This is a genomic window from Cytobacillus sp. EB106-05-05-XG126, assembly GCF_058791715.1.
In genome coordinates this window covers 59709-84766 of record NZ_JBYTDU010000003.1, presented here as the reverse complement: position 1 = coordinate 84766, position 25058 = coordinate 59709, and the positions used below count along the sequence as shown (strand labels likewise).

At 42.5% G+C, this 25058-nt stretch carries 17 protein-coding genes and 1 pseudogene; 4 read left to right on the top strand and 14 right to left on the bottom strand.

What is annotated here, in order from left to right:
* Positions 1-142: 142 nt before the first annotated feature.
* The 3 genes and pseudogenes from AC3WTL_RS13520 (at position 143) to AC3WTL_RS13510 (ending at position 5620) form a co-directional block, all read left to right on the top strand.
* A pseudogene (locus tag AC3WTL_RS13520) lies at positions 143-1936 on the top strand (DUF1672 family protein).
* Between the two features lie 683 nt (positions 1937-2619).
* Complete coding sequence (locus AC3WTL_RS13515; protein ID WP_248349921.1) at positions 2620-3492, top strand: DUF1672 family protein; 873 nt, start codon at positions 2620-2622, stop codon at positions 3490-3492.
* 13 nt (positions 3493-3505) lie between these two features.
* Positions 3506-5620, top strand: a complete 2115-nt coding sequence (locus AC3WTL_RS13510; protein ID WP_252220257.1) for an SA1320 family protein — start codon at positions 3506-3508, stop codon at positions 5618-5620.
* Between the two features lie 812 nt (positions 5621-6432).
* On the opposite strand, the gene AC3WTL_RS13505 is transcribed toward AC3WTL_RS13510, so the two are convergent.
* From AC3WTL_RS13505 to AC3WTL_RS13485, 5 genes are all read right to left on the bottom strand, one after another.
* Entirely contained in the window at positions 6433-6930 is a 498-nt protein-coding gene (locus AC3WTL_RS13505) for a hypothetical protein (protein ID WP_248349925.1), read from the bottom strand.
* A 470-nt stretch (positions 6931-7400) separates the two neighbouring features.
* On the bottom strand, positions 7401-7742 hold the full coding sequence (locus tag AC3WTL_RS13500) for a hypothetical protein (RefSeq protein ID WP_492369529.1): 342 nt from the start codon (positions 7740-7742) through the stop codon (positions 7401-7403).
* Between the two features lie 168 nt (positions 7743-7910).
* On the bottom strand, positions 7911-9890 hold the full coding sequence (locus tag AC3WTL_RS13495) for a bifunctional metallophosphatase/5'-nucleotidase (protein WP_261391462.1): 1980 nt from the start codon (positions 9888-9890) through the stop codon (positions 7911-7913).
* A gap of 70 nt (positions 9891-9960) precedes the next feature.
* Complete coding sequence (locus tag AC3WTL_RS13490; RefSeq protein WP_492369528.1) at positions 9961-12741, bottom strand: DUF8508 domain-containing protein; 2781 nt, start codon at positions 12739-12741, stop codon at positions 9961-9963.
* Between the two features lie 703 nt (positions 12742-13444).
* On the bottom strand, positions 13445-14011 hold the full coding sequence (locus AC3WTL_RS13485) for a LysM peptidoglycan-binding domain-containing protein (RefSeq protein ID WP_048011233.1): 567 nt from the start codon (positions 14009-14011) through the stop codon (positions 13445-13447).
* A gap of 333 nt (positions 14012-14344) precedes the next feature.
* Here AC3WTL_RS13485 and AC3WTL_RS13480 point away from each other — a divergent pair, with 333 nt between their 5' ends.
* Entirely contained in the window at positions 14345-15766 is a 1422-nt protein-coding gene (locus AC3WTL_RS13480) for a YfcC family protein (RefSeq protein WP_492369527.1), read from the top strand.
* Positions 15767-15812: 46 nt separating this feature from the next.
* Here AC3WTL_RS13480 and AC3WTL_RS13475 read toward each other — a convergent pair whose 3' ends face one another.
* The 9 genes from AC3WTL_RS13475 to AC3WTL_RS13435 form a co-directional block, all read right to left on the bottom strand.
* Positions 15813-16430 carry a cell wall hydrolase gene (locus AC3WTL_RS13475; RefSeq protein ID WP_492369526.1) on the bottom strand — a complete coding sequence of 206 codons (618 nt, stop codon included), beginning with the start codon at positions 16428-16430 and terminating at the stop codon, positions 15813-15815.
* Positions 16431-16619: 189 nt separating this feature from the next.
* Entirely contained in the window at positions 16620-18356 is a 1737-nt protein-coding gene (locus AC3WTL_RS13470; RefSeq protein WP_222499330.1) for a methyl-accepting chemotaxis protein, read from the bottom strand.
* 123 nt (positions 18357-18479) lie between these two features.
* Entirely contained in the window at positions 18480-19673 is a 1194-nt protein-coding gene (locus AC3WTL_RS13465; RefSeq protein WP_222499328.1) for a phosphopentomutase, read from the bottom strand.
* A 2-nt stretch (positions 19674-19675) separates the two neighbouring features.
* Positions 19676-20836, bottom strand: a complete 1161-nt coding sequence (locus tag AC3WTL_RS13460; RefSeq protein WP_492369525.1) for a YhfX family PLP-dependent enzyme — start codon at positions 20834-20836, stop codon at positions 19676-19678.
* A gap of 27 nt (positions 20837-20863) precedes the next feature.
* On the bottom strand, positions 20864-22006 hold the full coding sequence (locus AC3WTL_RS13455) for an aminotransferase class V-fold PLP-dependent enzyme (RefSeq protein ID WP_227888435.1): 1143 nt from the start codon (positions 22004-22006) through the stop codon (positions 20864-20866).
* Positions 22006-22923, bottom strand: coding sequence for a phosphotriesterase family protein (locus tag AC3WTL_RS13450; protein WP_492369524.1), 918 nt, complete (start codon positions 22921-22923; stop codon positions 22006-22008). Before AC3WTL_RS13450 ends, AC3WTL_RS13455 begins: the two co-directional genes overlap by 1 nt.
* A gap of 30 nt (positions 22924-22953) precedes the next feature.
* Positions 22954-24246 (bottom strand): YhfT family protein, encoded by a 1293-nt coding sequence (locus tag AC3WTL_RS13445; RefSeq protein ID WP_252220281.1) that lies wholly within the window; start codon positions 24244-24246, stop codon positions 22954-22956.
* Between the two features lie 27 nt (positions 24247-24273).
* Positions 24274-24633: a DUF2620 domain-containing protein gene (locus AC3WTL_RS13440; RefSeq protein ID WP_061792828.1), complete on the bottom strand. Its 360-nt coding sequence runs from the start codon at positions 24631-24633 to the stop codon at positions 24274-24276.
* 1 nt (position 24634) lies between these two features.
* The gene (locus tag AC3WTL_RS13435; protein ID WP_048007993.1) at positions 24635-25009 is read right to left on the bottom strand and encodes a PRD domain-containing protein; all 375 of its coding nucleotides are present in this window, start codon (positions 25007-25009) and stop codon (positions 24635-24637) included.
* Between the last annotated feature and the right edge of the window lie 49 nt (positions 25010-25058).

Sequence of the window (25058 nt, the reverse complement as noted above, 5' to 3'; positions counted from 1 at the left end):
ATTGATTTTTATTCAAAAAACAATCTAACTACAATACCTTTTCCCTAATTTACATATTTAGTGTAAAATTTCATATTTAATACTGTAATAAAATTACTATTTACACTAAAATAAAGGCAATCATCTAATCTGGAGGAAAAACATGGCTAGGAAAAAAATATTCCTGCTTGTACTAATGGGGTTGTCTATTTTTCTTGGAGGGTGTTCCAGTTTCTTTCGTGATAGTGAAGAGGAACATATTCAAAAGGTGTATATCCGTGTTCAGGATTACACTGGGGAAGAATACCGTCAGCCTTACGGGAAAAAAACGGATAAGATTGCTGAAGCAAACCAGGATGTGATTGAGGAAGCCACAATTAAATATTTCAAGGAAACATACAAAACCGATGTGAAGGTTCATAATATGGTCGGTGTGCTGGAGGGTGTTAAGGTATTTGTGGAATCAATAGGTGAACCGCATTTTTATACTTATGCTTATGTACAGATCCAGGATAATAAGGTGTTGCCTCACCTCATCGGGGCTGAGAAATACAAAATACAGGAAGCCATTCAGGGTGGTTTATATCACATGATTTTTGAAGAAGAGTTTCAAAAACTCGATGGGTATTTAGAGCTCCTTGCAGAAGAAGGGCACGTTACAGGGAAAACAAAGGAAGCACTTCAGAATGCAGGCGGCCTCGGTTTTATGACTCCCTATTATTTTATTAACATTCTCAGTGCTGAGGAAGCGATTAAACCTGTATATGATCTATACATAAGAAAACCTGATGCCAGTAAAAAAGAGTTAAGGAATGCCTTTGCTGAAAACCTATTTGACTCAGAAAATTTCTCTATTAATATTCAGCTGTTCATGAGCAATAAAGGTGCTGAGCCGAGTGAAGAAATTTTCAATCGAGTAACCAGGGATCTCGAAGAAATGAACGGTATCCCCAAGGGGACCTATAGCTTTACTTTAAATGACAACCTGATTCAGAGAGAAACATCTCAAGGTGTTAAAGATAACTCTTTAAGGAGGAGCTTTCCGAATTATATTGTTGGAATATCCCTAATGCTTGGAGGATGTTCTGGTATGAATAGCACTAATAACAATAAAGACAGTGAAAAAACAAAAGAAACACAGGCTGGCCCTTCTGAAGAAACTAAGATAAGCGTTCAGGATTATACAGGTGAGGGCTATGCATTACCCTATGGAAGAGTGACAGATGAAATTGCCGATGAAAACCTTGCTCAGATAGAGGAAGCTGCCACCAGCTTTTTCAAAGAGAAATATAAGACAGACGTAACTGTGCATAATGTGGTTGGTGCAAAGGATGGGGCCACTGTGTTTGTAGAATCCAAAGGTGAACCGCATTTCTACACCTATGCTGTAGTACCAATAGATGAACTGGAAAAGAAAGTAATGACGGAAAAGATATGGGCGGACAAATTCCAGGTCGAGAATGCCATTAAAGGCAGGTTATATGGCATGATCTTCTAAGAAGAATTCAATCAACTCGATGACTACTTTGATTCACTTGCAGCAGAAGGTCAAATAACTGGCAGAACGAAGGAATCCATTCAAAATGTTGGTGGCCATGGTTTCTCAACCCCTTATTATTTTATTTCAATGAGAAGTAAAGAGGCAGCTATCCAACCTGTATATGACCTTTTCATGAAAAACTCTGATGAAAGTGCTGAAAACCTCAGGAAGGCTTATGATGACAATTCATTCTCGGCCGAAAACCTTTTCATTAATATTCAATTATTTATGGCCGATAAAAATGCAAATCCAGATAAAAAGTTATTTGATCAAATCATAAAGGACCTTGAAGAAATGACTTCAATCCCTAGAGGTTCATATAGTTTTGTCTTAAATGATAATTTTATTGATAAGCAGAGCTCCAGTGGCATGGGAAATAATTCACTAGATTTAACGAATGATATTATTAAAGAATAATACTCTGAACACAAACCTTTTGAGAGGACATGTAATTAATGCGCAATAGGCAGTGAAAAAGCAAAAGCACATAAGGTTGTTGATATACGTTAAAGCGCAACAGTTTTTCTTGGATCTGCAGGAAGGCCCTATTTTTACCTATGCTGTCTATTTGCAATCTCATTGTTCTTTTTGCAGGTTTCCAGCGGCTATTTGCAAATCAATTGCTCTATTTGTAAATAGCCCGCAACTATTTGCAGATTTCATAATTCTATCTGCATATCCCTTTCTCTTTACTATAGAAAAGATCAATCAAACGTTCGATTAAATTATTTGGTGGCAGTATATTTTTCATTCGGTATTTCCAGGATTCATTCTTTCATAATTGTTCAAGCTTGCAAGAGGAAGTTTAATTTCATCCAAAAACTGAACTCGCTCTTCTTATGTTCTTACCATGAGAAAAATCTTAAGCAACATATTTTTAGTACAATACTCCCTAACCCCTCTCTTACTTTTTACCCATTTTTACCTAAAAAGTGTAATTTTCCACGTTAAAACTGTAAAAATCTAACTTCATCGGCTAAAATAGGGGGTATACTCTGAATGGCATATTCCTTAGGGAGGACATTTAACTAATGCGCAAAAAAACAAAAATTTTACTATGCAGTGTTGGAATATCATTAATGCTTGGAGGATGTTCTGGTATGAATAGCTCGAATAACAATCAGAAAAGTGAAGAAACAAAAGAAACACAGGCTGCCCCTTCTGATGAAACAATGGTAAGTGTCCAGGATTATACCGGGGAAGGCTATGCACTTCCATACGGAAAAGAAACGGATAAAATCGCTGATGAAAACCTCGATCAGATAGAGGAAGCTGCCATCAAGTTTTTTAAGGAGAAATATAAGACCGATGTAACGGTGCATAATGTGGTTGGGGCTAAGGATGGGGCTACTGTGTTTGTTGAATCAAAAGGTGAGCCGCATTTCTATACTTATGCTGTAGTACCAATAGATGAACTGGAAAAGAAAGCGATGACAGAAAAGATATGGGCGGATGAATTCCAGGTGGAGAATGCCATTAAAGGCGGATTGTATCACATGATTTTTAATGAAGAGTTCAAGAAGCTCGATAACTACCTAGAATCAGTTGCGGCTGACGGGCAAGTAACAGGTAAAACAAAAGAATCCCTCCAAAATGCTGGCGGACAAGGTTTTATGGCACCCTATTATTTTATTTCCATGACAGATGAAGAGTTGGCTATAAAGCCAGTCTATGACCTTTTTATAAATAATCCTGATGAAAGTGTAAAAAACTTACGGAATGCTTATGATGATACACAATTTAATCCTGAGAATTTCTTTATTAATATACAATATTTCATGTCTGACGAAGAATCAGAACCAAACAAAGAAATATTTAATAAAATCGTGAAAGACCTTGAAGAGATGACTTCAATTCCTAAAGGTTCTTACAGTGTTTTCCTTAATGATAATTTCATTGATAAAAAGAGTGCGGATGGGACTAAGGATAACTCTCTGGAACAGTCTTTCCCTGACTATATTATAAAAGATTAAAGAAGGTGAATAAATGAATACAAATAAGAGTTCACCAACTGCTGCTCACGATATTTCGTTAAATAATGATAAAGATTTAGTGGAGCTGGCAGGGCTTCACGCTTATACTTATCCAAAAGAACAGGACGTACTAAAAGTTAATGGCGTTGGTTATTTAGTTGTTAACGCTCACTATACGGATCCAACTGGCCTGGATGCCATGACAATAAGAAATTTGAAAACTGAAGAAATCTCCATTATTTATGTCGGCACAGACGGATCTACTAAATACGGAAATCAGGACATTATTACTGATGTACAGCTGTTAAGCGATCTGACACCTGCTCAGATCACCGCTGCAAAGGACTACTATAGCCAGATGAATGAAAAATACGCCCGTGTTGGAGGAGTATCATCTGTAGCAGGGAACTCCCTTGGTGGAGGCTTGGCTGGCGCGGTTGGAGCCGAATATCCAGATGTGAAATCCGTTACGCTTAATCCTGCCTTATTGCCGGAGGGCATGACCGATATTAAAAAAGACTATGACAACATCACAAACTATTTCAGCAGCTACGATGTGCTGACTCAAACCTTGATCGCATTAAATCTGCATGACAGGATTCCAGGAAAACAGTATGAAATCTTTAATGGGATTCCTGAATTTACGAAATTGGGAACCAACCATACAGGTTATCTGAGAGAGAAAGATGGCCGTCAATATTATGTTATCGGAGAAGTCGGCAAGCCGGGTTATGGAAAAATCTATGTGGATGCAGATGCCCATATCGTATCCAGCATTTGGACGGGAGTACCGCTGTATGGCGGGCACTCAGACCGCATCGAGATTAACAAGGAGAACCTTGATCTTCTGGCTTCCTCCCTGCAAAACCATGTAATGGAAAGACTGAATCTTGCTCACGAATACTTGGGCAATTCGGTTGCCATTGTAGACGATGAAGCCAGCCGTTACTATGAACGGCTCAGCCGTCTGCAGAAGATTTTCGAAGAGATGTTTGAAAATCTGATCAGTGAACCGCTGTTTATGGGGATTACTTCGATCAGCAACCGATTAACAGCCGAAATTGACCATTTGGTTTCTTTGTTAAATGTGGCGGAAAGTCATGCTAAATCCCTGAACTATATACTGAATTCACCGCCTGCTGAGCTGCTTGAACATATTTTCCGGACGAACGTCAGCGTGGAAGGCATCTTTAATGAAATCCGCGGCTTTTTGTATGATTTGAAAGCAGATGTTCAGGATCTTTCCAAAAGCCTTATCCGGATTATTTCCAATAAAATCCCGGAGCTTTTTGAGGGCGGAAAAGAACTTTGGTATGATGCTGTAGTCAGTGAATTAAAAGCCCATTATGGAATCGTGAACAATAACAGGGATAAGCTTCTTTCACATATCAGCGAATATCAGAAACAAGTTCAGGATGTTGCCTCTAACTTTCATGACCGGGACCTTTCTCTGGGACAGTCGATTAGAAGCAAATCCACCCATTCCAATTCCATATCCGTACAGGGAACGAATACGTATAAGCTGGAAGATTCCCCATATATGGAGCTGAGGATGAAGATTAAGGAATTCCAGATGGATACGTCTTATTCTGCTTTCACTGCATCAACCCAGGCACTTCTCTTTCCTATATTGCATAAGGGCTGGGTGATTACCCTGAACATCGAAAATGCATTAGAGCTCCTGTCGAGCACTATCAAAGGCGCAACCAAATTTGCCTTGGACTACACCATCCCCGGCAAGTTATTCGGCCTGTTTTCGGACTTTGACGATAAAATCCGAAACAGCGTCAACAACGCGCTGGCGCCGTTGGACGAATTTGCCGGCACGATTGAAGGCATAAGAAAAGGCTTAGACCGATTAATGGCGGAGTACCCTACTCTATTAGAGAATTTCAGGCCTTATGTCGAGACAGCCATATTCAATAATAGCGGTTACTATAATGTCCACCTCTATAACCTTGCATCTATTGCTATTTTAAGAGAAATGGAAATGCTATTTGATGATGTGGTATATCAGCTCGGGAATCACAAAGCTGAAGCGATTGAGGCATTGTGTGAAGTTTCTAAAAAAGTGAAGGGTAATATGGGGATATTGTATGAACAGGTGGACCGCGGGACGATAAATTAATAGGAATAAATAAACCGAGCTTAGTGGCAGCTCGGTTTTCCTTTTATATAGGCTGTATTTGATAGTTTATTTGCAGAATTTAATTGTCTATTTGCAAATTGATTGCTCTATTTGCAATTTGATTATTCTATTTGCAGGTTTCCGGCTCCTATTTGCAAGCCCATTGTTTATTTGCAAGTTTCCAGTGGCTATTTGCATATTTCATTGTTCTATTTGCACGTTTCAGGCTCCTATTTGCAAGCTCATTGTTTATTTGCAAGTTTCCAGTGGCTATTTGCATATTTCATTGCTCTATTTGCAAGTTTCAGGCTCCTATTTGCAAGCTCATTGTTTATTTGCAAGTTTCCAGCGGCTATTTGCAATTTTCATTGCTCTATTTGCAAGTTTCAGGCTCCTATTTGCAACCTCATTGTTTATTTGCAGGTTTCCAGCGGCTATTTGCATATTTCATTGCATATTTGCAAGTTTCAGGCTCCTATTTGCAAGCTCATTTTTTATTTGCAAGTTTCCAGCGGCTATTTGCAATTTTCATTGCTCTATTTGCAAGTTTCAGGCTCCTATTTGCAGCCTCATTGTTTATTTGCAAGTTTCCAGCGGCTATTTGCAAATTTGATTGCTCTATTTGCAGGTTTCCGGCTCCTATTTGCAGCCTCATTGTTTATTTGCAAGTTTCAGGCTCCTATTTGCAAATTTAATTCCTCTATTTGTAGATTCCATAATTCTATTTGCAAATTCGCCAAACTGCCAAATGCCTGCTCTTTATGCAGCCGCTGGTAAGTGTAGTGTACGATTTAAACAAACGTTAGAATGAATTATTCTGCCCTCTCAAGATACTCCCCTAACAGCTCTCTAAAAAGCTCATTCAATTCCTTATTTTTCTGCTCCTTCAGCCATTCCACCTGGTTAATGGGCAGGTTTAATTTAAGTGTGATTTTTTCATTGGGCATTTCCACTTTTCGAATCTCTTCCAGGGTAATGCCAGCTTCAATATCGGGAAAATGGGGAGCATCCTCTCTTATTTTTAAGAGCCCTTCATATGACTCTTCTGGATCTATTTCGCAAAATAAGCTCAGACGGGGAAGCTTCCCTGGCACAGCCTTTAGAAACATAAAGGAGCTTATCTGCCTGCCGTCATCCAATACAACTTCTGTGATCAGACTGTCCCTGTCCTGATATTTTCTTAGAGTAACTTCGCTAACAATCATGTCTACTTCCAGCGTACTTCCGGATGACGATTCAAAAATATAGATGGCACTGTTAAACACATATATTTCTTCTCCATCAAGATTTATAAACTTTATAGCAGACATCTTTGTTCCTCCCATATTCCATAAAAGCTGCATCAAACAATAGCATTGTCTAGCATATTTAATAAAGCGCAAAGCTGCTGAGTCTAATTTCAACATTTGCTTTAATAGGGTCAGCATTCAATGTAAATCTATAAATATAATGTAACATACGAAAGCATAGCCCACTATATATACGTACCCTTTAAATGTTACTAAATTCGGAGCAAGGCTTTGCTAAAGAAATTTCAGGAGAAGTTCTGAGGAACTAGGGTGTGCTCTCTTCCGGCACTAATTTTTCAATATATCTTAAACAAAGAAAAACACTCTAGATGCTGGCATCTACAGTGCTTGACTTTTTGTTTGAAATTTTTTGTGGGGGGTTTAGCAAGCAATAACCAAAGAAGAGAAAAAGAGGGGACAATATAAACTTTGCCGTGTAAATGATCTGTTAAATTACACTTTGAGTTTTAATTTCAAAGGAGATTGACTTTTCAAGTAAGCTGTCTTTTGATATTGCCGATATCTCTTTCATTTCTTGCGGTTTTCTCCCATATAAAATCCTGGTCTCTTTCAAGGACTTTAAAGTGCTCTAAGATCTCTTGATGGCGCTGATCACTTTTAGTTTCCAGTTCCTTCAGCTTGTTTTGAACCTTTTTGAGTTCCCCCTGCATACTCTGCTGGGTGTACTTCATTCCTTGCTGCTCTATTTTCATTTCTAGTTGTTCTTTTTTCATCTCTTGCTGTTCTTTTTTCATTTCCTGCATATCAGATTGAAGACTGCCAACCATTTTTATTAATTGGACCAGCATACTTTCCATTTTTGCTTCGTTCATTGTTCACACCTCCTCTTTTATAGTATATAACAAATTTCCTAAGATAAATGTGACAATTTCTTTAGAACACGGGGACGATTCAACCACACTCGTTCTTTTCACAAAATACTATCCAAAGTAAAATACCGGCCACAAAGGGCCGGCAGCTGGTAACATTCAAATTACTATTTATTTAATAGTAAGCTTTTTAATATTCTCTGCTCCTCGAAGCTCCACTAAATCACTTTTCTCAATAATGACTTCTTTAACTTCTGCACCGCTAAAGTCTACGATAATCGGCTCTTTCTTAGGTGTTACACGGACACTCACATTCATAAGGCCATCCCCCTGCAGGACAGCAGAGTTTTTGAGCCAGATGCCATTTTTAATCTCCGCTGTTTCTTCCACATTAATAAAGGAAACCTTGTTCACTACTAATTTCTTCTTTTTATCATCAGTAAGATTATATTCCTTTTCAAAATCCAGCTCTGTTACTGGAGGCAGGCTGTCAACATCTATGATACGCCCTTCCACCGCCGGTTTGATTGTGCCCAGGCTGGATAGGTGATCCGCGAAGTTTTCCCAATCGGAAAGTCCAAGATCTGTTACTCTGCCCTCCTGGTAAGCTTTTGCGAAGACTGTATATCCATCTCCGCCTTTAGCGGTGAAAGCATTCGTAGCGATTGTGTAGGTTTGATTGTCCTGGATTTCAGTGTAAGTGCCCTGTTCATTTTTATATTCAATCGAAACAATCCGCTCACCGGCAGGTTTAGTCGAATCGAATTTTACTTTTGCAGCGGACACGTGCAGGAAGCCGCCATTTTCTGCAGGATATTGTCCTACGCTGATTTCAAAGGCCTCTTTTAATTCAGCTCCCGTTACCTCCATAGTGGCTAATGTATTGCCAAATGGAAGAACAGTGATTACTTCGCCAACTGTGATTGGCCCTGCATCAATCCCTGCACGAATGCCGCCTCCATTTTGGAGTGCCATGATGACATTGCTGTTATACTGCTTTGCTTTTGCCAGCATTCCGTCTGTAATCAGGTTGCCCAGGGCGGTTTCATTTTTCCGTACACTCGGTCCTGTGCTGTCTCCGCTTGTACGCGGATTCTCAAGGGCAGCCAGCGTTTCTGCTCCGATTTCCGTGTTCTTTAATTCTTCTATCTGTGAAGAGTATTTTTCAAGCAGCACTGCAGCCTCAGGGTCCTCTGCTTTATCCGCTACTTTAATAAGCTGGCCAACATGCCCGACTACTTTTCCTGCCTCGTCAAACTGCACATCCAGCGTTCCGAGATAATTATTGTATTGGCCGGCTTGTACAATAACTGTAGGATCCTTTGCCGCTCCTGTTTCGTCAGCTTCCACAACTACTGGGGCATTTAATTGCGTATGGCTGTGTCCGCCAACAATCACATCAATTCCATCTACTTGAGCCGCCAGGTTTAAGTCATTATCCACATTCGGGTTATCATCATAGCCAATATGAGTTACAGCCACTATTTTATTAATACCCATGCCCTCGAAAGCTTTTACTGCTTTTTCTGCTTCTTCAAGATAATCTTCGAATGTTACATTACCCGGACTTGAAATGCTGGCTGTTTCAGCTGTAGTCAAGCCAAAGAATCCTACTTTTTCTCCATTAACTTCTTTGATGATGCCATTATATATTTTTCCATCAGCAGGTTCGCTCGATATAAGATCACTGAACAGTCCCTGCAGGTTGGCATCTTGAGAAAAGTTCACGTTTGAACTGACGAATGGGAATTGTGCTCCTTTTACAAAGTCAGCCAGTGCTTTATGTCCTTCCGCACTTGAGCCCAAATCGAACTCATGATTACCGAAAGTCATAATGTCATAGCCCATGAGATTCATAAATTCAAGGTCAGCCTGTCCAAGGAATTTATTAAAATATAAAGTTCCGGAAAAAACATCTCCTGCATCAACCAGCAGGGCATCCGGCTTTGCTTCTCTTACTTCCTTTACCGCCGTCACTTTCTTTGCGGCACTGTCCATATTTGCGTGTGAGTCATTGGTATGCATTAACGAAAGGGTGAAATCTGAAGCTGAAGTCTCATTTGCTGAAACCAGGCCTGCCGGAATGGCTGCAGAGATGGTTAATGCTGCTGATAAGGCTACTGTAGATAATACTTTAATAGGTAATTTCATAATAAATGCTCCTTTCAATTTTTAATCAAAGGGATTGAAAGCCGGAGCTGCTGCACTCCGGCTTCAATTGTTATGCCGCTCCTTCTTCCTCATAAGGAGACTCCATTACTTCCCCATCCGAATCTTTGAAAATGATATGAGATGGATCAGCCTTTTTCCCAAGTGTCCACTTCTGCACATTTTCAGCACCGCGGATTTCCACGACTTTGTCACTTTCGATCATGACTTCTTTAATTTCTGATCCTGTTAGATCCACAACTGCCCCTTTGTTGGCGGAGCTGATGACCACTTTTGTATGTTTCAGGCCTTCGCCTTTAACGGCAGCTGATTTCTTCAGCCATAGACCCTGCGAGAGGCTGGAAGTGCCATCCATCACAACTAATGCATTATGCGGTCCTACTACGAATTTCTTCGCATGGTGGTTTACCAGATTGAAAACATGATCATATTTAGGCTCTTCCGGTTTTGCTGCCGGCTTTAAGCTTGTCTGAATCAGGACAGGGTCATGGTCACTTGCACGCCCGTGCTCTTCCATGAAGCCCGAGTTGATATGAAGAATATCTACTTCTGTTTTCTTTGCCAGGTTGTTGGATACTAAAATATGATCCAGCACCTGTGCATTTCCCTGGTACGTATAGGTGTATCGCTCTTCTGCCGGCACTTTTTCAATCATATTAGTCAGTTCTTCGCCCTTTAGTGCCTGTAAAGGATTGGAGAACTCAAAATCGTTAAAGTCGCCAAGCAGGACGACATTGGCATCAGGGTCTTCCGCTTTTACATTCTTTACAAAACCGTTCACAACGTTAGCGATTTTCATGCGCTGGATTTCACTGCTTAAGACTGGCGGCTGCTCTTTTCCGAATAACGGAAGATCTCCGCCTTTCGAGTTAAAATGGTTAGCTACGACAATAACGCTTTCGCCCTGGAATTCGAACTGGGCTGCCAATGCTTTGCGGCTATCTTCAAAGGCTTCGTTTGTTGGATCAATTCGTCCCGGGTTCAGCGTCAGTTTGCCGTTTTCGAAATCAACAGCATCTGTCGCAGAGCCTTTTACACCTTGGGTTAGTGTTACTCTTTCAGCGTTATAAAGGAAGCCGACACGGATGTTTCCTCCAGGCTGGCCGCCATCCTGTTTATCTTCTGGTGCAATGTCTGTGTATGTGTAGGCTGGGCCGCCTAGTTCTTTAATTTTTTCAATTAATAATGCTGCACTTTGATCTGCTGCTGTTGTGCCGCTATCAGTTGGTCCGTCATTGTCCTGTACTTCTGTCAGGCCAATGATATCCGGCTGCTTCATTTTATCTGTGATTGCTTCTGCTAATCTCGTAACCTTTTCCGCATCTGTTTTTGTTGAGAAGTTTTCAACATTATAAGAAGCGATCGTTAGTTGATCCTCTTCAGGGACAAGGCTTGTTTCTTCTCTTGTCGCAGAGCCTTCCACGAATTCCGGCAGGGAGTCAGCGTCACTTAACACTTTATAGTTACTGAAGCCGTAGCTGACAACACCCTGGATGCTGCCTTTGAAGCTGTCGCCCATTTTAGCAACAAAATCTTCATCGTTAATATCAAGCGTGATTCTCTCCGGGTTAAAATCGTTTTCTGAAATGCGCAGGCCGCCTGCTGTTGTGTTGGTATCCACATCTCCAGGAACAACTACAAGCTCGCCGTATTTCTGCGGGGCAACTACTTTAGCGTTGTCCACTTGAACCAGCATGCCTTCCAGGCTTTCGTAAAAATCGATTCCATCCTGCTCTGGATCAAATTCTGTTAATTCATCATTATCAATAATTTCAGTCGGAAGATTTTCTTTGTTAATATCCACCGGAGCAGGAAGTTCCTGACCGGAAGCAATGATTTCGATCAATGCTGCATTGATTTCTGTCACAGGAAGGTCTGTTTTCAGCTTGTCTGAATAGCCGTCAAGCACCCACTCTTTAACCTGGCCCGAAGCGGATACCAGATCTCCAGCTGTTACACCGTGGCCCTTTTTATAAACGAGGATTCCTTCAGATGTATTTTCATCATTGTCAGGCTGCTGATCTTGCATGTAGAAATTGCTGCTATCCACTACCTTAGTGACAATTCCTTCAACATCTGAAACCTGCTGGTTCGCATATTGGGAATAGTGGCCTGCACCTTGAATATCATGAATGCGCAAATCTTCCAGCCCAATCATGTACTGAAATACAGACACTTTGCTGTCTGTTAAGCCATCCTTAACAGCTATTGCTTTAATCGTTGTCTCTTCATTAATAACAATGTGATCAGAATATACTGTGCTTTCAGCCGTCGGTTCTGATCCATCAACTGTATAATGAATTACAGCGCCATCAGTGGAGGTCGATAGTTCCACTGCTGTTCCAGCTTTAACAGGGCCCGCTTCAGGGGAAGCTGTAACCGCTGAAACCTGTGGTGTACCAGTATCTTCTACAAACGTGTAAGCTGTTGGGCTTTTTAACCCCGGGACGGAAAAGTATGCTTCAAGTGAGCCTGTAATCTGGATTTTTTTCCCGAGGTGATTCGGGTTGTCCACTAAATTCAGCTCTGTCCTGATAGAATTATTCGGCAATTGAACCGGCAGTATTTTACTGGGGTCTGTTTCACTTGGGGAATCGGCAATAGCTAAATTTGTATATACGTCAAATGGGCCGGTATGGGTATATTTTGGCCCATTTGCGGTCGTTCCCACAATATATCCTTCAACTGTTGCTGTTCCGTTATTATCCGCAATCGCTTCTGCCACAGACTTCACTTCTTCTGCACTCGCCGCGGCAAAGGGACTGAATAGACTAAGAATTAAAGCAAAAATACTAATAAAGCTGATTAACTTTATGCGCTGCTTTTCTATCATGCGATCCTCTCCTATTTCCTTATTTTAAAGCGTTTACACACACTACCATTCTAGTAAATCACTCTTCTTTTTAGCGTACAATCTGATATTTGTAAAAATTGAGTAAACTATAAAAAATAAGCAAATGTGCATATATAATTATCAGGCATTAAGACCCTCAAACGAGACTCCAACTAATCTTTTAGCACTAGTTTTCTGTTTTGCAGATATAATTTTATAATTTTGTAATCATAGTCACCTTTTACTAAAATGTATCCCTGGATATATGCTTGCGGAGCTTGCACAGGCGGCATTCCGAGTGTGACATTTTTAGAGAAATGGCCATCGCGAGACTTTTTCTAGCTTTTTGCATGAGTGGAATTATTTTGTTTGCAGTTTTCGGGATTTTATTTGCAGATTTGGAGATCTATTTGCAAGTTTAAGGATTCTATTTGCAGTTTTGGAAGATCTATTTGCAGTTTTGGGAGATCTATTTGCAGTTTTGGGAGATCTATTTGCAGTTTTGGGAGATCTATTTGCAAGTTTAGGGATTCTATTTGCAGGTTTGGAAGATCTATTTGCAGGTTTGGAGATCTATTTGCAAGTTTAGGGATTCTATTTGCAACTATGATGTTTTATTTGCAATTTTATTCCTATTATTTGCAGTGTTCACAATTGGGAATAAAAAAAGAACCTCCATTAGGGAGATTCTCTCAAGTTTATGCTACTTATAAACTTTTATAGTAACCGTTTTGCTGCCCCATTGCAGGGCTTTCTGTTTATTTGGAATGAAGACGTCAATTTTGTTGCCTCTTACAGCAGAACCTTTGTCCCCGGCAATTGCTTCCCCGTAACCTGGAACATATACTTTTGAACCCAGTGGGATGACTTTCGGATCAACTGAAATAACCTTGGCGTTCGGGTTCTTTTTCAGGTTGATTCCTGTATAGGTAATGCCGCTGCAGCCTTTGCAGCTGGCAGTGTAGGCAGTCGCTTTCACTTTAATTTCTTTATAAGCTTTCTTTGATGCAGCCTTTACAGCTGTCTTTTTAGGTGCTGCAGCTTTCGCTGAAGCTCCGGTAACTTTAAGCACTTGCTTTGGTTTAATTGTATCTGAAGATAATTTATTCCATGATTTGATTTGCTTTACGGTAACGTTATGTTTTTTAGAGATGGCCCAAAGCGTATCTCCCTTTTTTACTGTATACGTATTTCCTGCGGCTGAAGTGACATTGGAAAATCCAAACGATAGAAAAACAGCTGTGATTAAATAGATTACTAATTTCTTCATGATATCTCCTTTATGTCCCTTGATAGGAACATATTAACACCATTAGATAACAGAAAGATGTCAGTAAAACTCTTTTTTTGTTACAAATTAAGACGTTTTTAATATATTTGTAATAAAAATTACCAGATTTGCATTTGAAATTCATTATGCGTATTAATATTCTTTTGGATTTGCAGCTTAATGTGCCAGGAAAATAGTAAATTTAAATCTCTGTACCATTTTCTAACTATTTGAAATATTTTTTAAAGAATTTTATAATAGACAGCAACTTCCTTTTACATGGTAATACTGCAGTTGTATAAAGGAAAAAACGAATGGAGGGATTTAAGAATATTGAGAGCAGAGACATCGCAAGAAACAGGATTACAAACTAATAAGAAAAGAAAATGGGAGATGCCGGATACTTATGTTATCCTCTTCGCTGTTTTATTAATGGCAGTAGCAGCTACTTATTTTGTCCCGGCCGGAGCCTTTGAAAGAGAAATCGTCGATGAGGTAGAACGAGTTGTACCAGGTACATATTCAGAAGCGGAAGGGAATCCGACTGGTTTTATGGATATATTCCTCGCACTTCAGGAAGGAATGGTCCAGTCTGGCGGCTTGATTTTTCTTGTTCTTTTTGCAGGCGGAGCCTTTGAGGTAGTTGAACGGTCAGGTGCTATCAAAGGAGGTATTCTACGTGCTGTTACCAAAACACAGGGAAAAGAATTCTGGCTTATCGCTGTTGTTTCTATCTTATTTGCATTAGGAGGAGCCGTCGGGGCTGTGGCCAATTCGGTTATCCCTTTTGTCGCAATCGGACTGATCATCACCCGGGCCCTCAAGCTTGATGCTCTTGTAGCAGTTTCCATTACGTTCGGGGCCACTTTTGCCGGCTTTAATGTCGGGTTCCTGAATCCCTATACGGTTGGCATCGCTCAATCGATTGCCGATGTCCCCTTATTCTCCGGAATGGCCTTAAGGCTTATCGCATTTGTTGTGATCGTAGGTGTAACCATTCTCTACACCTGGCGCTATGCCAGGAAGGTCCTTGCTGATCCATCTAAAAGCCTGGTCGGAGTATCCAATGCAACATCCTCTTTAGATGACAATCTTGAAGCACCTTTCACAGGGCGGCATAAACTGATTCTCAGCTTTGTCGGATTGTCACTGCTATTTTTCATTTTTGCCACCATTCAATTCCAATGGACAATTAATCATATGGCTGCCTTTTTTATAATCATTGGTCTCATTTCGGGTATTATTGCAGGCATGAATTATAATCAAGTGGCTTTAACCTTTTTGGAAGGCTGCCAAAAGCTTGTATACGGAGCATTAATTATTGGTGTTGCCAGAGCCATTCTGATTGTTATGGAAAACGCAAGCATTCTCGATACATTTGTCCATGCACTTTCCGTTCCACTGGAAGGGCTATCCCCTATCCTTGCGACAATCGGGATGTTTGTTTCCAATGCCATTCTAAATTTCCTTGTCCCATCAGGGAGCGGGCAAGCAATGATATCGATGCCTATTCTGGCTCCTCTGGCAGATATGATTGGGATTACCCGCCAGGTTGCGGTGCAGGCCTATCAGTTTGGTGATGGATTCACCAACAGTATCTTCCCGACATCAGGACCACTCATGGCCAGCCTTGCTGTAGCCGGTGTACCTTGGATCAAATGGGCCAAGTGGATGATGCCGCTCTTCCTGATTTGGTGTGTGATTGCTGTTGTCATGCTTAGTGTCGGGGTTCTGATTAATTGGGGGCCAGTTTAATAAAGAGATTTAAGGCACCTTTACATGGGGTAAAGGTGCCTTCAATTTAATAGGCAAATTTATGATTGCCAATCTGTTTTATCACTGGACGGGTGAAAATCCATTGATCTGTCGCCGTATAAGGGTTGTAATAGTATGTAGCACCATTTGTGGGATCCCATCCATCAAAAGCATCTTTTACTGCCTGATAAGCTGTAGCATCAGGCTGCAGCCAGTACTGTCCGTCATTCACAGCTGTAATGGCATTCTTTTGGAAAATGACATTGGAGAGTGTATCCGGAAATTCATTTGACTCCATACGATTGAGAATGACAGCGGCAACTGCCACTTGGCCTTCATAGCTCTCTCCGCGCGCTTCCCCATAAACGACATGTGCCAGCATGTCCACATTCCTAAGCATTTCTGCTGTGTTAACTCCCACGATGCCATCAGCCGCTAAACCGAAATCATATTGAAAGTTTCTTACTGCGTTCTCTGTTACCGTTCCATAATACCCTGTATGGTCTGTATTAAAATAACCAAGCTTTTGTAATGCTGATTGAATATATGTAACTTCCGGGCCTGCAGAGCCATTCTTTAAAACAGCAGCATCTGCTTTCGGCTGGCTGAAACTCAGCACAAATACCATTGCAGCAACGGCCGTAATCCACTTTATGTAATTCATTTGAACACTCCTCTTTATGTTTTTTAGAACTCGGCTGCCCTCCTTTTAATAAAGTCATATGTTTACCTTTGCTTGTTTCCCTAAAGGATTCATTAGAAAACTCGTTCAAATGGTTTAATTTTCGGGATAGGACAAAGGGACAGGCGGGTAATAGAAAAAAGCCGCTCTCTATAAAGAACGGCTCCCCATTTATAATTTAAACTTCTCCACCGACTGTTCCAGCTGTTTAGAAAGACTGCTCAGCTGAAGAGTCAGCTCTGAAATCTTTTCTACCGCATTCTCCTGCTGGTCTGTTGAGGCTGCGACCTCTCGGGAAATTTGTGCTGTGTCTTTAGATAGACCCGCAAATTCATCAATGGATGCAGAAATCTCTTCTGATCCGGCTGATAGCTCTTCTGTTACAGCAGAAACCTCCTGGATCTCCCCGGTAACTCCTTCAACCGCATGCAGAATTTGATTGAATTTCTCGCCGGCGCTATTAACCAAAACTGTGCCTTCTTCCACTTTGCCGGAGCTCGCATGCATATTTCCGACTGCCTGTTCAATAGACGATCTAAAGTGATTTAGTTTTTCGGCAATTTGTCCAGCTGATGCTTTTGAACCTTCTGCCAGCTTTTTAACCTCCTGGGATACAACCGCGAAGCCTTTGCCATGTTCGCCTGCCCGTGCAGCTTCAATGGCTGCATTTAATGCAAGCAGATTGGTTTGCTCCGCTATGCCTGAAATTAGGTTGACGATATCCTCAATTTCAATAGCCTGCGTACCCAGCTCTTCTATAAATAGAGATGAATCATTTACAGTCTTTTTAATCTCATTGATCTGCCGGATGATGGACTGAATTTCATCAAAACCTTCTTTTACCTGATGTGTAACTGTATTGGATTGTTCGCTCACATCTGTGGAAGCCTCCGCAATACGCTGAATGCCTATAGCCATTTCTTCGATTGCTTTTGCAGATTCCTCGCTTCTGATCAGCTGTGTATCAGTAGCCCCTGCCACTTCCTGAATCCCTCTGACAATCAGGCTGCTGGCCTGGCTGATTTCTTCCACCTTGTTTTCTATTTTCCCTGAAGAAACCAGGAGTGCTTCTGAAGATGATTTAATGTCTTCAACCATCTCCTTCGTAGATTGTGTCATTTTTTTGAAAGACTCTGTCACATGTCTAATTTCGTCATTTCCTTTTACTTTAATCGAACTTGCCTTCTCTTCTGCTCCGCGAAGATCGCCATCAGCCATTAATTGAGCGGCTGAACTGATGCTTTGCAGCGGATGCAGTCTTCTTTTGACGAACCAGGCCAGAATGGTAACCACGGCAAGGATTAACAGTATATTTATCACCAGGTTCATCGGCAGCACTTCCAGGAGTACTTGATCTGAAATGCTGTTAACATTCTCTGCATTAATATCGACACCCAATATCCCGATTACTTTTCCATCTGATTTAATGGGTACGAATGCTGAAAGATAGTCTCCATATTCCGGATCATGAACGATCGGTGAACTTGATGCTTTTCCATCCAGGACAGGAGAAATATCTTCATATGTTGTAGCCGTTGTCGGTGTTTTAATGTCTGCAGCAATATCGGAGTCCTTCGGCAGGCCATCAACCATTATAAAGAGTTCCTTCTTCTCGGAATCAGCCATTAAAGTATATACGTAAAACGCGCCTGTCTTCTCGCGAAAATCATTCAGCTGCTCCCGAAGGTCCCAATAGGTTTCCGACTGATTGGGATTCTTTAAGAAATCATCATATTTTTCGGTATCCATCTTTGAAGCAATATTGTCTGCAATGCTTAAACTAAAATTTTCAATAGAAGACTCTACAGAATTTTTCGTGCTCAAGTAGAGCATTGCAATATTGCCGAGTAATACAAATGCCATTCCAAGAGCCATGACCAATGCAATTCTAGCGCTGAGTTTTTTCATATATTTCACTCCATTAGTAAATATTTCATATATGAATTATAACTTTTAACCTAGTTAAATAGCACTAGAAAAATCAGGAAATACACAAAAAATACTGAAACCATTCTGGCTCCAGCATCTCTCTTAATCTATCATCATTTTCAAAAAACTCTTGCCTTCCTCAGTCGCTGGCAGTCCAAAAAACTCGCTGAATGTCGCTCCAACATCAGCCATCGAATTGCGTTTTCCGATGTTAACCGGTTTTATCCGCTTACCGGCAGCTAGTATTGGAACGTATTCTCTCGTGTGGTTGGAGTGTCCGATGGTCGGGTCGTTGCCATGGTCAGCCATGATAATTATCAGATCTTCCTCTGCCATCTTGGGCAGGAATTCTCTGAGCCACTGGTCGGTTGTATTGAGCAGACTCGCATACCATTCTGTATCTTCCGCATGGCCTGCCAAATCTGTCTCTTGTACATTTACCAGAAACGCGGCATCCTCTTTTTCTTTTAAATAGGAATTCTCTAAAGCTTGCAGAACTTTTTCAGTATCAACGATTGGATCTGCCGGCCCCTCGCCATGCAGGACATCTGCCGTCTTGCCAATCCGATGGACTTTGATGCCATGCCGGGCAGCGATCATCGGAAATTGTCCGTCTATGTTTACGCCGTAGCCCATGTGATAGACTTCATAGCCTTTTCCGTACACCTTGGCCTTCGGGGCATCCACTCCCCACTGGCCTGGATTTTTTTCATGGACAACTGACAGGATATGTCCAATGGTTGTATAGGGTCCTCCAAATGCAATAACGCGGCTGGTGTCTACATTCTGGCGGACAATTTTCCCGACTTCCTTTAACTCCTGGAAAGGCATTTTATTAAAGTCAGCAGTTAAATTGATGATGTTTCCCAATGAGGACTCAAGATTATCCCCGATGACACAGGCACCATTTACCAATAGAACGGGCCGGTCTTTCCATGGGTATTCAACCTGATAGCCTGCTTCCTTCAATGCCTGGTCCAGATGTGGATGAATATCTTTCATCAATCTTTTATTCGAGCGCTTCGGGCAGCTCCCGGCAATTTCCTGGTGACCGAGGTACGTGTCTGCCCCGTGATGTGCCAATGCCGAGAAGCCGTAAGCATTGGCAGGGGCTTCCTTCCCATCCACAAGCGCTCCCAGCCCAAGCTTATATAGAGTCGGTATTTCTAAAAATTCAGCCGATTCCCGAATATGCTTATAGGTATTGGCCCTGCAGTCAGAAGGGCTGAACTCTCCGCAATCCTCCATTGCACCGATGCCAAAGCTGTCAATCACCAGCAGAATTGCTTTTGCCATCCTTACCACTTCCTCTCAAAGTGAACCAATTCCGGCTTTCCGCTTTGAATTCCTTTAACCAGGGCAATATGGGCCCTTGTGACGAACACCTGGGTGCGGAAAGAGAAAACAGCTGTATCGCCTTCAGAAACCTGAAAGCCGTTCGGTTTCTCAATCGCACCATAGTAATCAATTGCTTCAGGAGCCGGTTCGATTGCTTTTACATACTGGTTCAGTATGTCTTTTTCATTATTACCGACCAGACACCCGGTTAAATGGGAACGGCCGTAATAGCCCCCGCCGATGACGTAATACTGCTCCTGGTCCTGGTGGGACACTTCGGTTACATATACAATGGCAGGTTTCTCGGGAAGATCCCGGTACGCATGCAGCGGGGTCGTTCCGGTAAGGGCATGTCCCGGTTCTCCATGTGTTACACCCTGTTCTGCCAGAAAAGGTATGGTTTCACAGCTGGTCGCACTTGGACCGTTTACCTGTTTTACAGTAATGCCCTTTTTCTCCAGAATGTCTTTTGCTTTTAAAAGGGTTGTAAAGTTAGGAGTCGGTTCCATGCTTTTCTTATCTTCAGATAGCTGAAAGTTCGGAAAGGTTGTGACGCCTGCTACGTTAATCCCGGGAAGCCCGGCCAGTTCGGGAAGCTCTTCATCCAGCTTTTCCAATCGAAATCCGCCCTGCTGTCCGGGATAAATCATATCGCCTTCTGCATATACCCTGAGAAGTACATCCTGCACCCTTCCTAATTGAACAGCCGCATCAGACAGCTGTCTGGCACGCGCTAGGGAAAATAGGGTAATGACCTCAGGATTCCATGACAGCACTTCCGGCCACTGATTTTTCCCCGGCTGGACCAGGTGGCCGACGTTCCCCATTTTTACGCCGCCTTCTGCCAGTGTTTTGGCTTCATCGAATTCAACAGCAACCGCCTTTTCAATGCCGTGCTCTGCAATAAACTTGCCTATAAATGGAAGCCTTCCAAGCTGCTTGCTCATGAAATAAAGCGTAAAGTCATGATTTTTTGCCGTTTCTGCCAGAGCTGCCACATTCTCTCCGAGTATATCGAGGTCAATCACGTACGTATTCGGGGGTATCTGCCCGCTTTGATGCAGGGTGACACCTGATTGAATCAGCTTAGGATTTCTGCGCTTTGTTACATCTAAAAACATGGAAGTTTCCCCCTTTATTTACGGGTTTCAACGATGCTGCACTTCTTTTGCAATAGGTATCACTTTTTCCAGAATGCCGATGATCGTGTCTGCTCCTGATTTCATCGGATTGATGCGCAGGCCATATTCCTTCAGCTCGGGCTGTGCTTCCAAAAAGCTGCCGGAAACGCGGTAAATCATCGGTATGATTTCATATTTTGATTCCGCCCCAACCGGATGGGTGGCCGCTCCATGCTCGTCACTTATGCTGATCACGCTTTGGGCAATCGGATTTTCCAGCTCTACAATGACGTTTTTGGATTGGGCATTCGTCATGTAAGCGGCACGAATTCCGTTCACAGCGCCTTCATTCAGACGGCGGCAAAGCTCTTCCACCTGCTCATTCTGAATAGCCAGCGAGACAGGCGCGAAGGTCATCATTCTTAATAGCTCCATGGCTTCGTAGCCCTGTACCTGGCCGCCTCCCGAGTAGTTATAGTGATGCACCCGTTCGATGGCGTCTTTTTTGCCGGCTATGACGGCAATTCCTTCCGGCCCGAGAAGCTTAAATCCCGAAAAGGTTGAGTAATCCGCTCCTAATTCCACGCCAATTCCCTTTGTCTTCAATGCACAATAATTGTCATCCACGACAATTGGAAGATCCGGGCGTTCTTCCTTCACAGCTTTGATGACTTCGGCCAATTGGTAATGATCTGCAGGCTGCTGGCGGGCATGCTGAATATAGAAAACTTTAGGACTTTGATTAGTTCTGATGGCTGTTCTGACTTCCTCAAGATGGTTGTAATCTGCCTGGACTGTTTTGATGCCTAAGATTCTTAACGTTTCCTTTGTCGTCGTATAAACAGGGGCCGTGTGAATGAACATTTCATCTCCAGGAGACAGAAGCATGCTTAGAATATTGCGGATCGCGCCTGTTCCGGCTCCCCTGACAAGGGCACAGTCTTCTGTTTCAAAGAAATCAGCCAGAACTCTTTCAACAAGATACGTTTGTTCCGGACGCTTATATATGGGGGAAACTCCAAGGTCTCCCATCGAAAGAAATTGCCTGCCCTTGAAATGGCGGCTCATACTGTCAACCAGTTTGAATTGTTTTTCCTGTGCTTCCTGTATGGATAAGCTTGGCAAAACTGAATTTGCGTACTTTAATTGGGCTCGGTTGTATGTGGACACTATGATCGCTCCCTTATTGAAAAAGCTCTTGATGGATTAACGGTCAAAAATTGATGAAGGATGCTTTCCGGCACTCCGGATTTCTTCAATTTTGGAATAAACGTCTCAAGCACAAGACCGTAGCCCGGGCCTCCGTTCTTCTTCCAATGCGATTTGCGGGTTAAGTCAGCTGACAGAAGAATTTGCTTCTCATATCCGCGGTTTATAAAATCAATAAGAAAGTCAGCTCTATCTTCATCGGGACGGTAATTATTTTTTCCAATCGTATCAAACGCGATATAGGCTCCTGTTTCCAAAACAGCGAGAACTTCGACTTTATTCGGGTTGAGGTCCTGATGGCCGATGATAATCTGATCAGCCGGCAGGCCATGCTTCGTCAGCAGCTGCACCTGTTCAAGCCCGAGTGTTCCGAGCGTTGTATGAGTGGTCACCGGAAGGCCGGTTTCGGTACCGGCCATGGCGGCACCAATTAACAGCTCACGTTCGATCTGCTTCATTTCATTTTTGCTTGTGCCCACTTCCCCGATGACACCCGGAAGTATGCCCGTATCAGCAATCCCTTCCTTGGCTTCTTTTATAAAATGCTGTGCAAACTGCTCCGCTTTCCAGCCGTCTGCAAAATCCGGGATATAAGGATCTTTATAAAAGCCTGTGCATGTAATAAGGTGAACCCCGGTTGCCTCGCTCAGCCTTTTTAGCACAAGAGCATCCCGGCCCATGCCGTCATTTGTCACTTCCACCATTGACCTTCCGCCGAGACGATAGAAATCCTCCAGTTCCTCACGCATGCCCTGTTCATCGTCCAGAATCGTATCCGGATCTTTTTTCACTCGCGAAAGATCAATGGAGAGATGCTCGTGAGCCGAGCAAATCCCCAATTCTTCCGGAGCAATTTTTCCAAGTACGGTTTGTATCATGGCTGTCCGCTCCGTTCTCTTTAATGTTTTTTACTGAGGTATGTTCATGATTCCAAGTACAACCAGGATATTGGCTATGATTCCGACTGCAATGGCACCCACAGGGCCAACCGCAATGCGGACAATCGGGCGTCCTGCCGCTTCATTAAGCAAGTAGAAGCCTGCAATAAAGAAGAATCCAAACCCTGGTGCAATCGCATTGGCAGCGTTCGCTCCACCGATTAATAGTGCTACTTCCAGAAGCTTGGTCATCGCACTGCGGATATTTTCCCCGGAATTACGGACACCGGGATATTTATCAAGGAATCTTGCAATTGAGCTTAATAGCATAACTTCAATGAAAATAATAATGACACCGCCGATTAAGGCTACCCAAACATTCGGGGAGAAAAATCCGACGACGAAAATGAGTGTGAATCCGACCGGGCTGTATACACCTGTTGCGATCGCTGTACTGGCGACAAGCGGAATAAAGCCGAGCGCACGGGCAGCCGCAGCAATTCCGGCATCTGTTGCTTTGCCCTCTGCTAATAGATTTAGAGAGATCGGATCTCCTGCCATAATCCATAGATTCGTAGCAGCTGCAATAAGACCGCCAATAATCATAAAGAACACAACATTTTTTCTGATTTTAGCCACTTTATCACTGAATACAGCGGCAAGGTCGATGGATGAGCCTTCTTCGGTTTTTTCCTTCATGGCAAAAACAAGCAGGAAGATCATTCCTGTAATAAGGGCCATTCCTTCCTGGTTCAGTGTTACTGTCGTGCCTGAAATCGTCAGAACTCCGCTTTCATTCAGCCAGACAGCAAGCTGACGGATCAATGCAGAAACGATAAAGGTTATAACCCCTTTTTTAACGCTGAATTGCATGGCCACCGCAAGTGCCGGGAATGCCATAAAGGTAACGACGACCGGTGTTCCGACCGCTCCCATTGCTTCAAGGAAATTAAGAGGCAGATAATCGAACAGCTTCACAAAGCCTTCGAGCCCGATTAACAGCCCTGCTCCATAAGCACCGCCAATTACTGCCGCAAGCGGTGTTCCCCATTTATTCTTCGGCGTCAGCAAACCGATAATATCTGTTCCCAGCAGGATACTGTGAACGAGGATGATACTGGCCGAGAGTGTAAAAGGTATTCCAAATCCGATTACAAGTCCGAAACTCATCGCAAAGGCAGTAAAGGCCAGGTCCCTTCTCGTCATCCGCCCTTCCACATGTTCGGAGACAATTGGACGGAGCCCATCATTAAAAACGGCAATATTCATATTGGCCAAAACAGCAGCAACGGCACCGATCAGGATAATTAATGTCATTTCCATTTCTTTTTCCCCCTCAATTAAAATGGATTAGCTTTTATTCTTTAAAGCTTTGATAATCATAGGCACTGCGGCTTCTTTGTGGTCAGCTGTAAAGCCGAATGCTTTCTTCCCTTCGCTGACAGCGGTTACAATTTTTTCCTCAACAGGCTTTTTCCCCGGCATGGAAACTGTCTCGCAGTTTGGCTTGCCGAGAAGGGCAATCGCCATGGCTAAAGCACCGCCGCCGCCTGTATGGCAGGCTCCTACATAATAATCTGCCTGTCCCGTCTTAACAGCCATCGCTGCTTCCAGATCGGACTTGACCATCGTCGTTATGCTGCTATCAATCTCTTTTATTAAGCTCTCAATCTCTTTTTTATCCACCTGTCCGCCAACTACAATTTTCATCTTAATTTCCTCCTTTGTTGATTTGCAGTACATTTGTGTAATGTATAAGCAGAAAATCGATTTCCTCTTGGGGGAGCTGATTCTTCCATTGCTGCTGTACAAAATCGATTTCCTTCATTGCTGTGGATGCTTCCGGTGACTGTTTGACTTCATCCAGCAGGGCAGGATGAGGAGCCTCCACCTGTTCGCCATTTTCAATTCTCGTCAGAGCTGTCGGCAAATGGGTGAAAAGCATTTCCGCCCCTTCTATGGCATCCTTTTTCAAGTGTGACTGCAGGTGCATAAAAGCCAATGTCGTTATATCAGCGGCTATTGTGCTGACAACTGATGAGCTTAATAGGATATCCATTCTTTCTTTGAGTTGGTTTAGATCCATAATTTTAACCCCTCCAAAATACAGTATTTAGTATATTAATGGTGCTAAG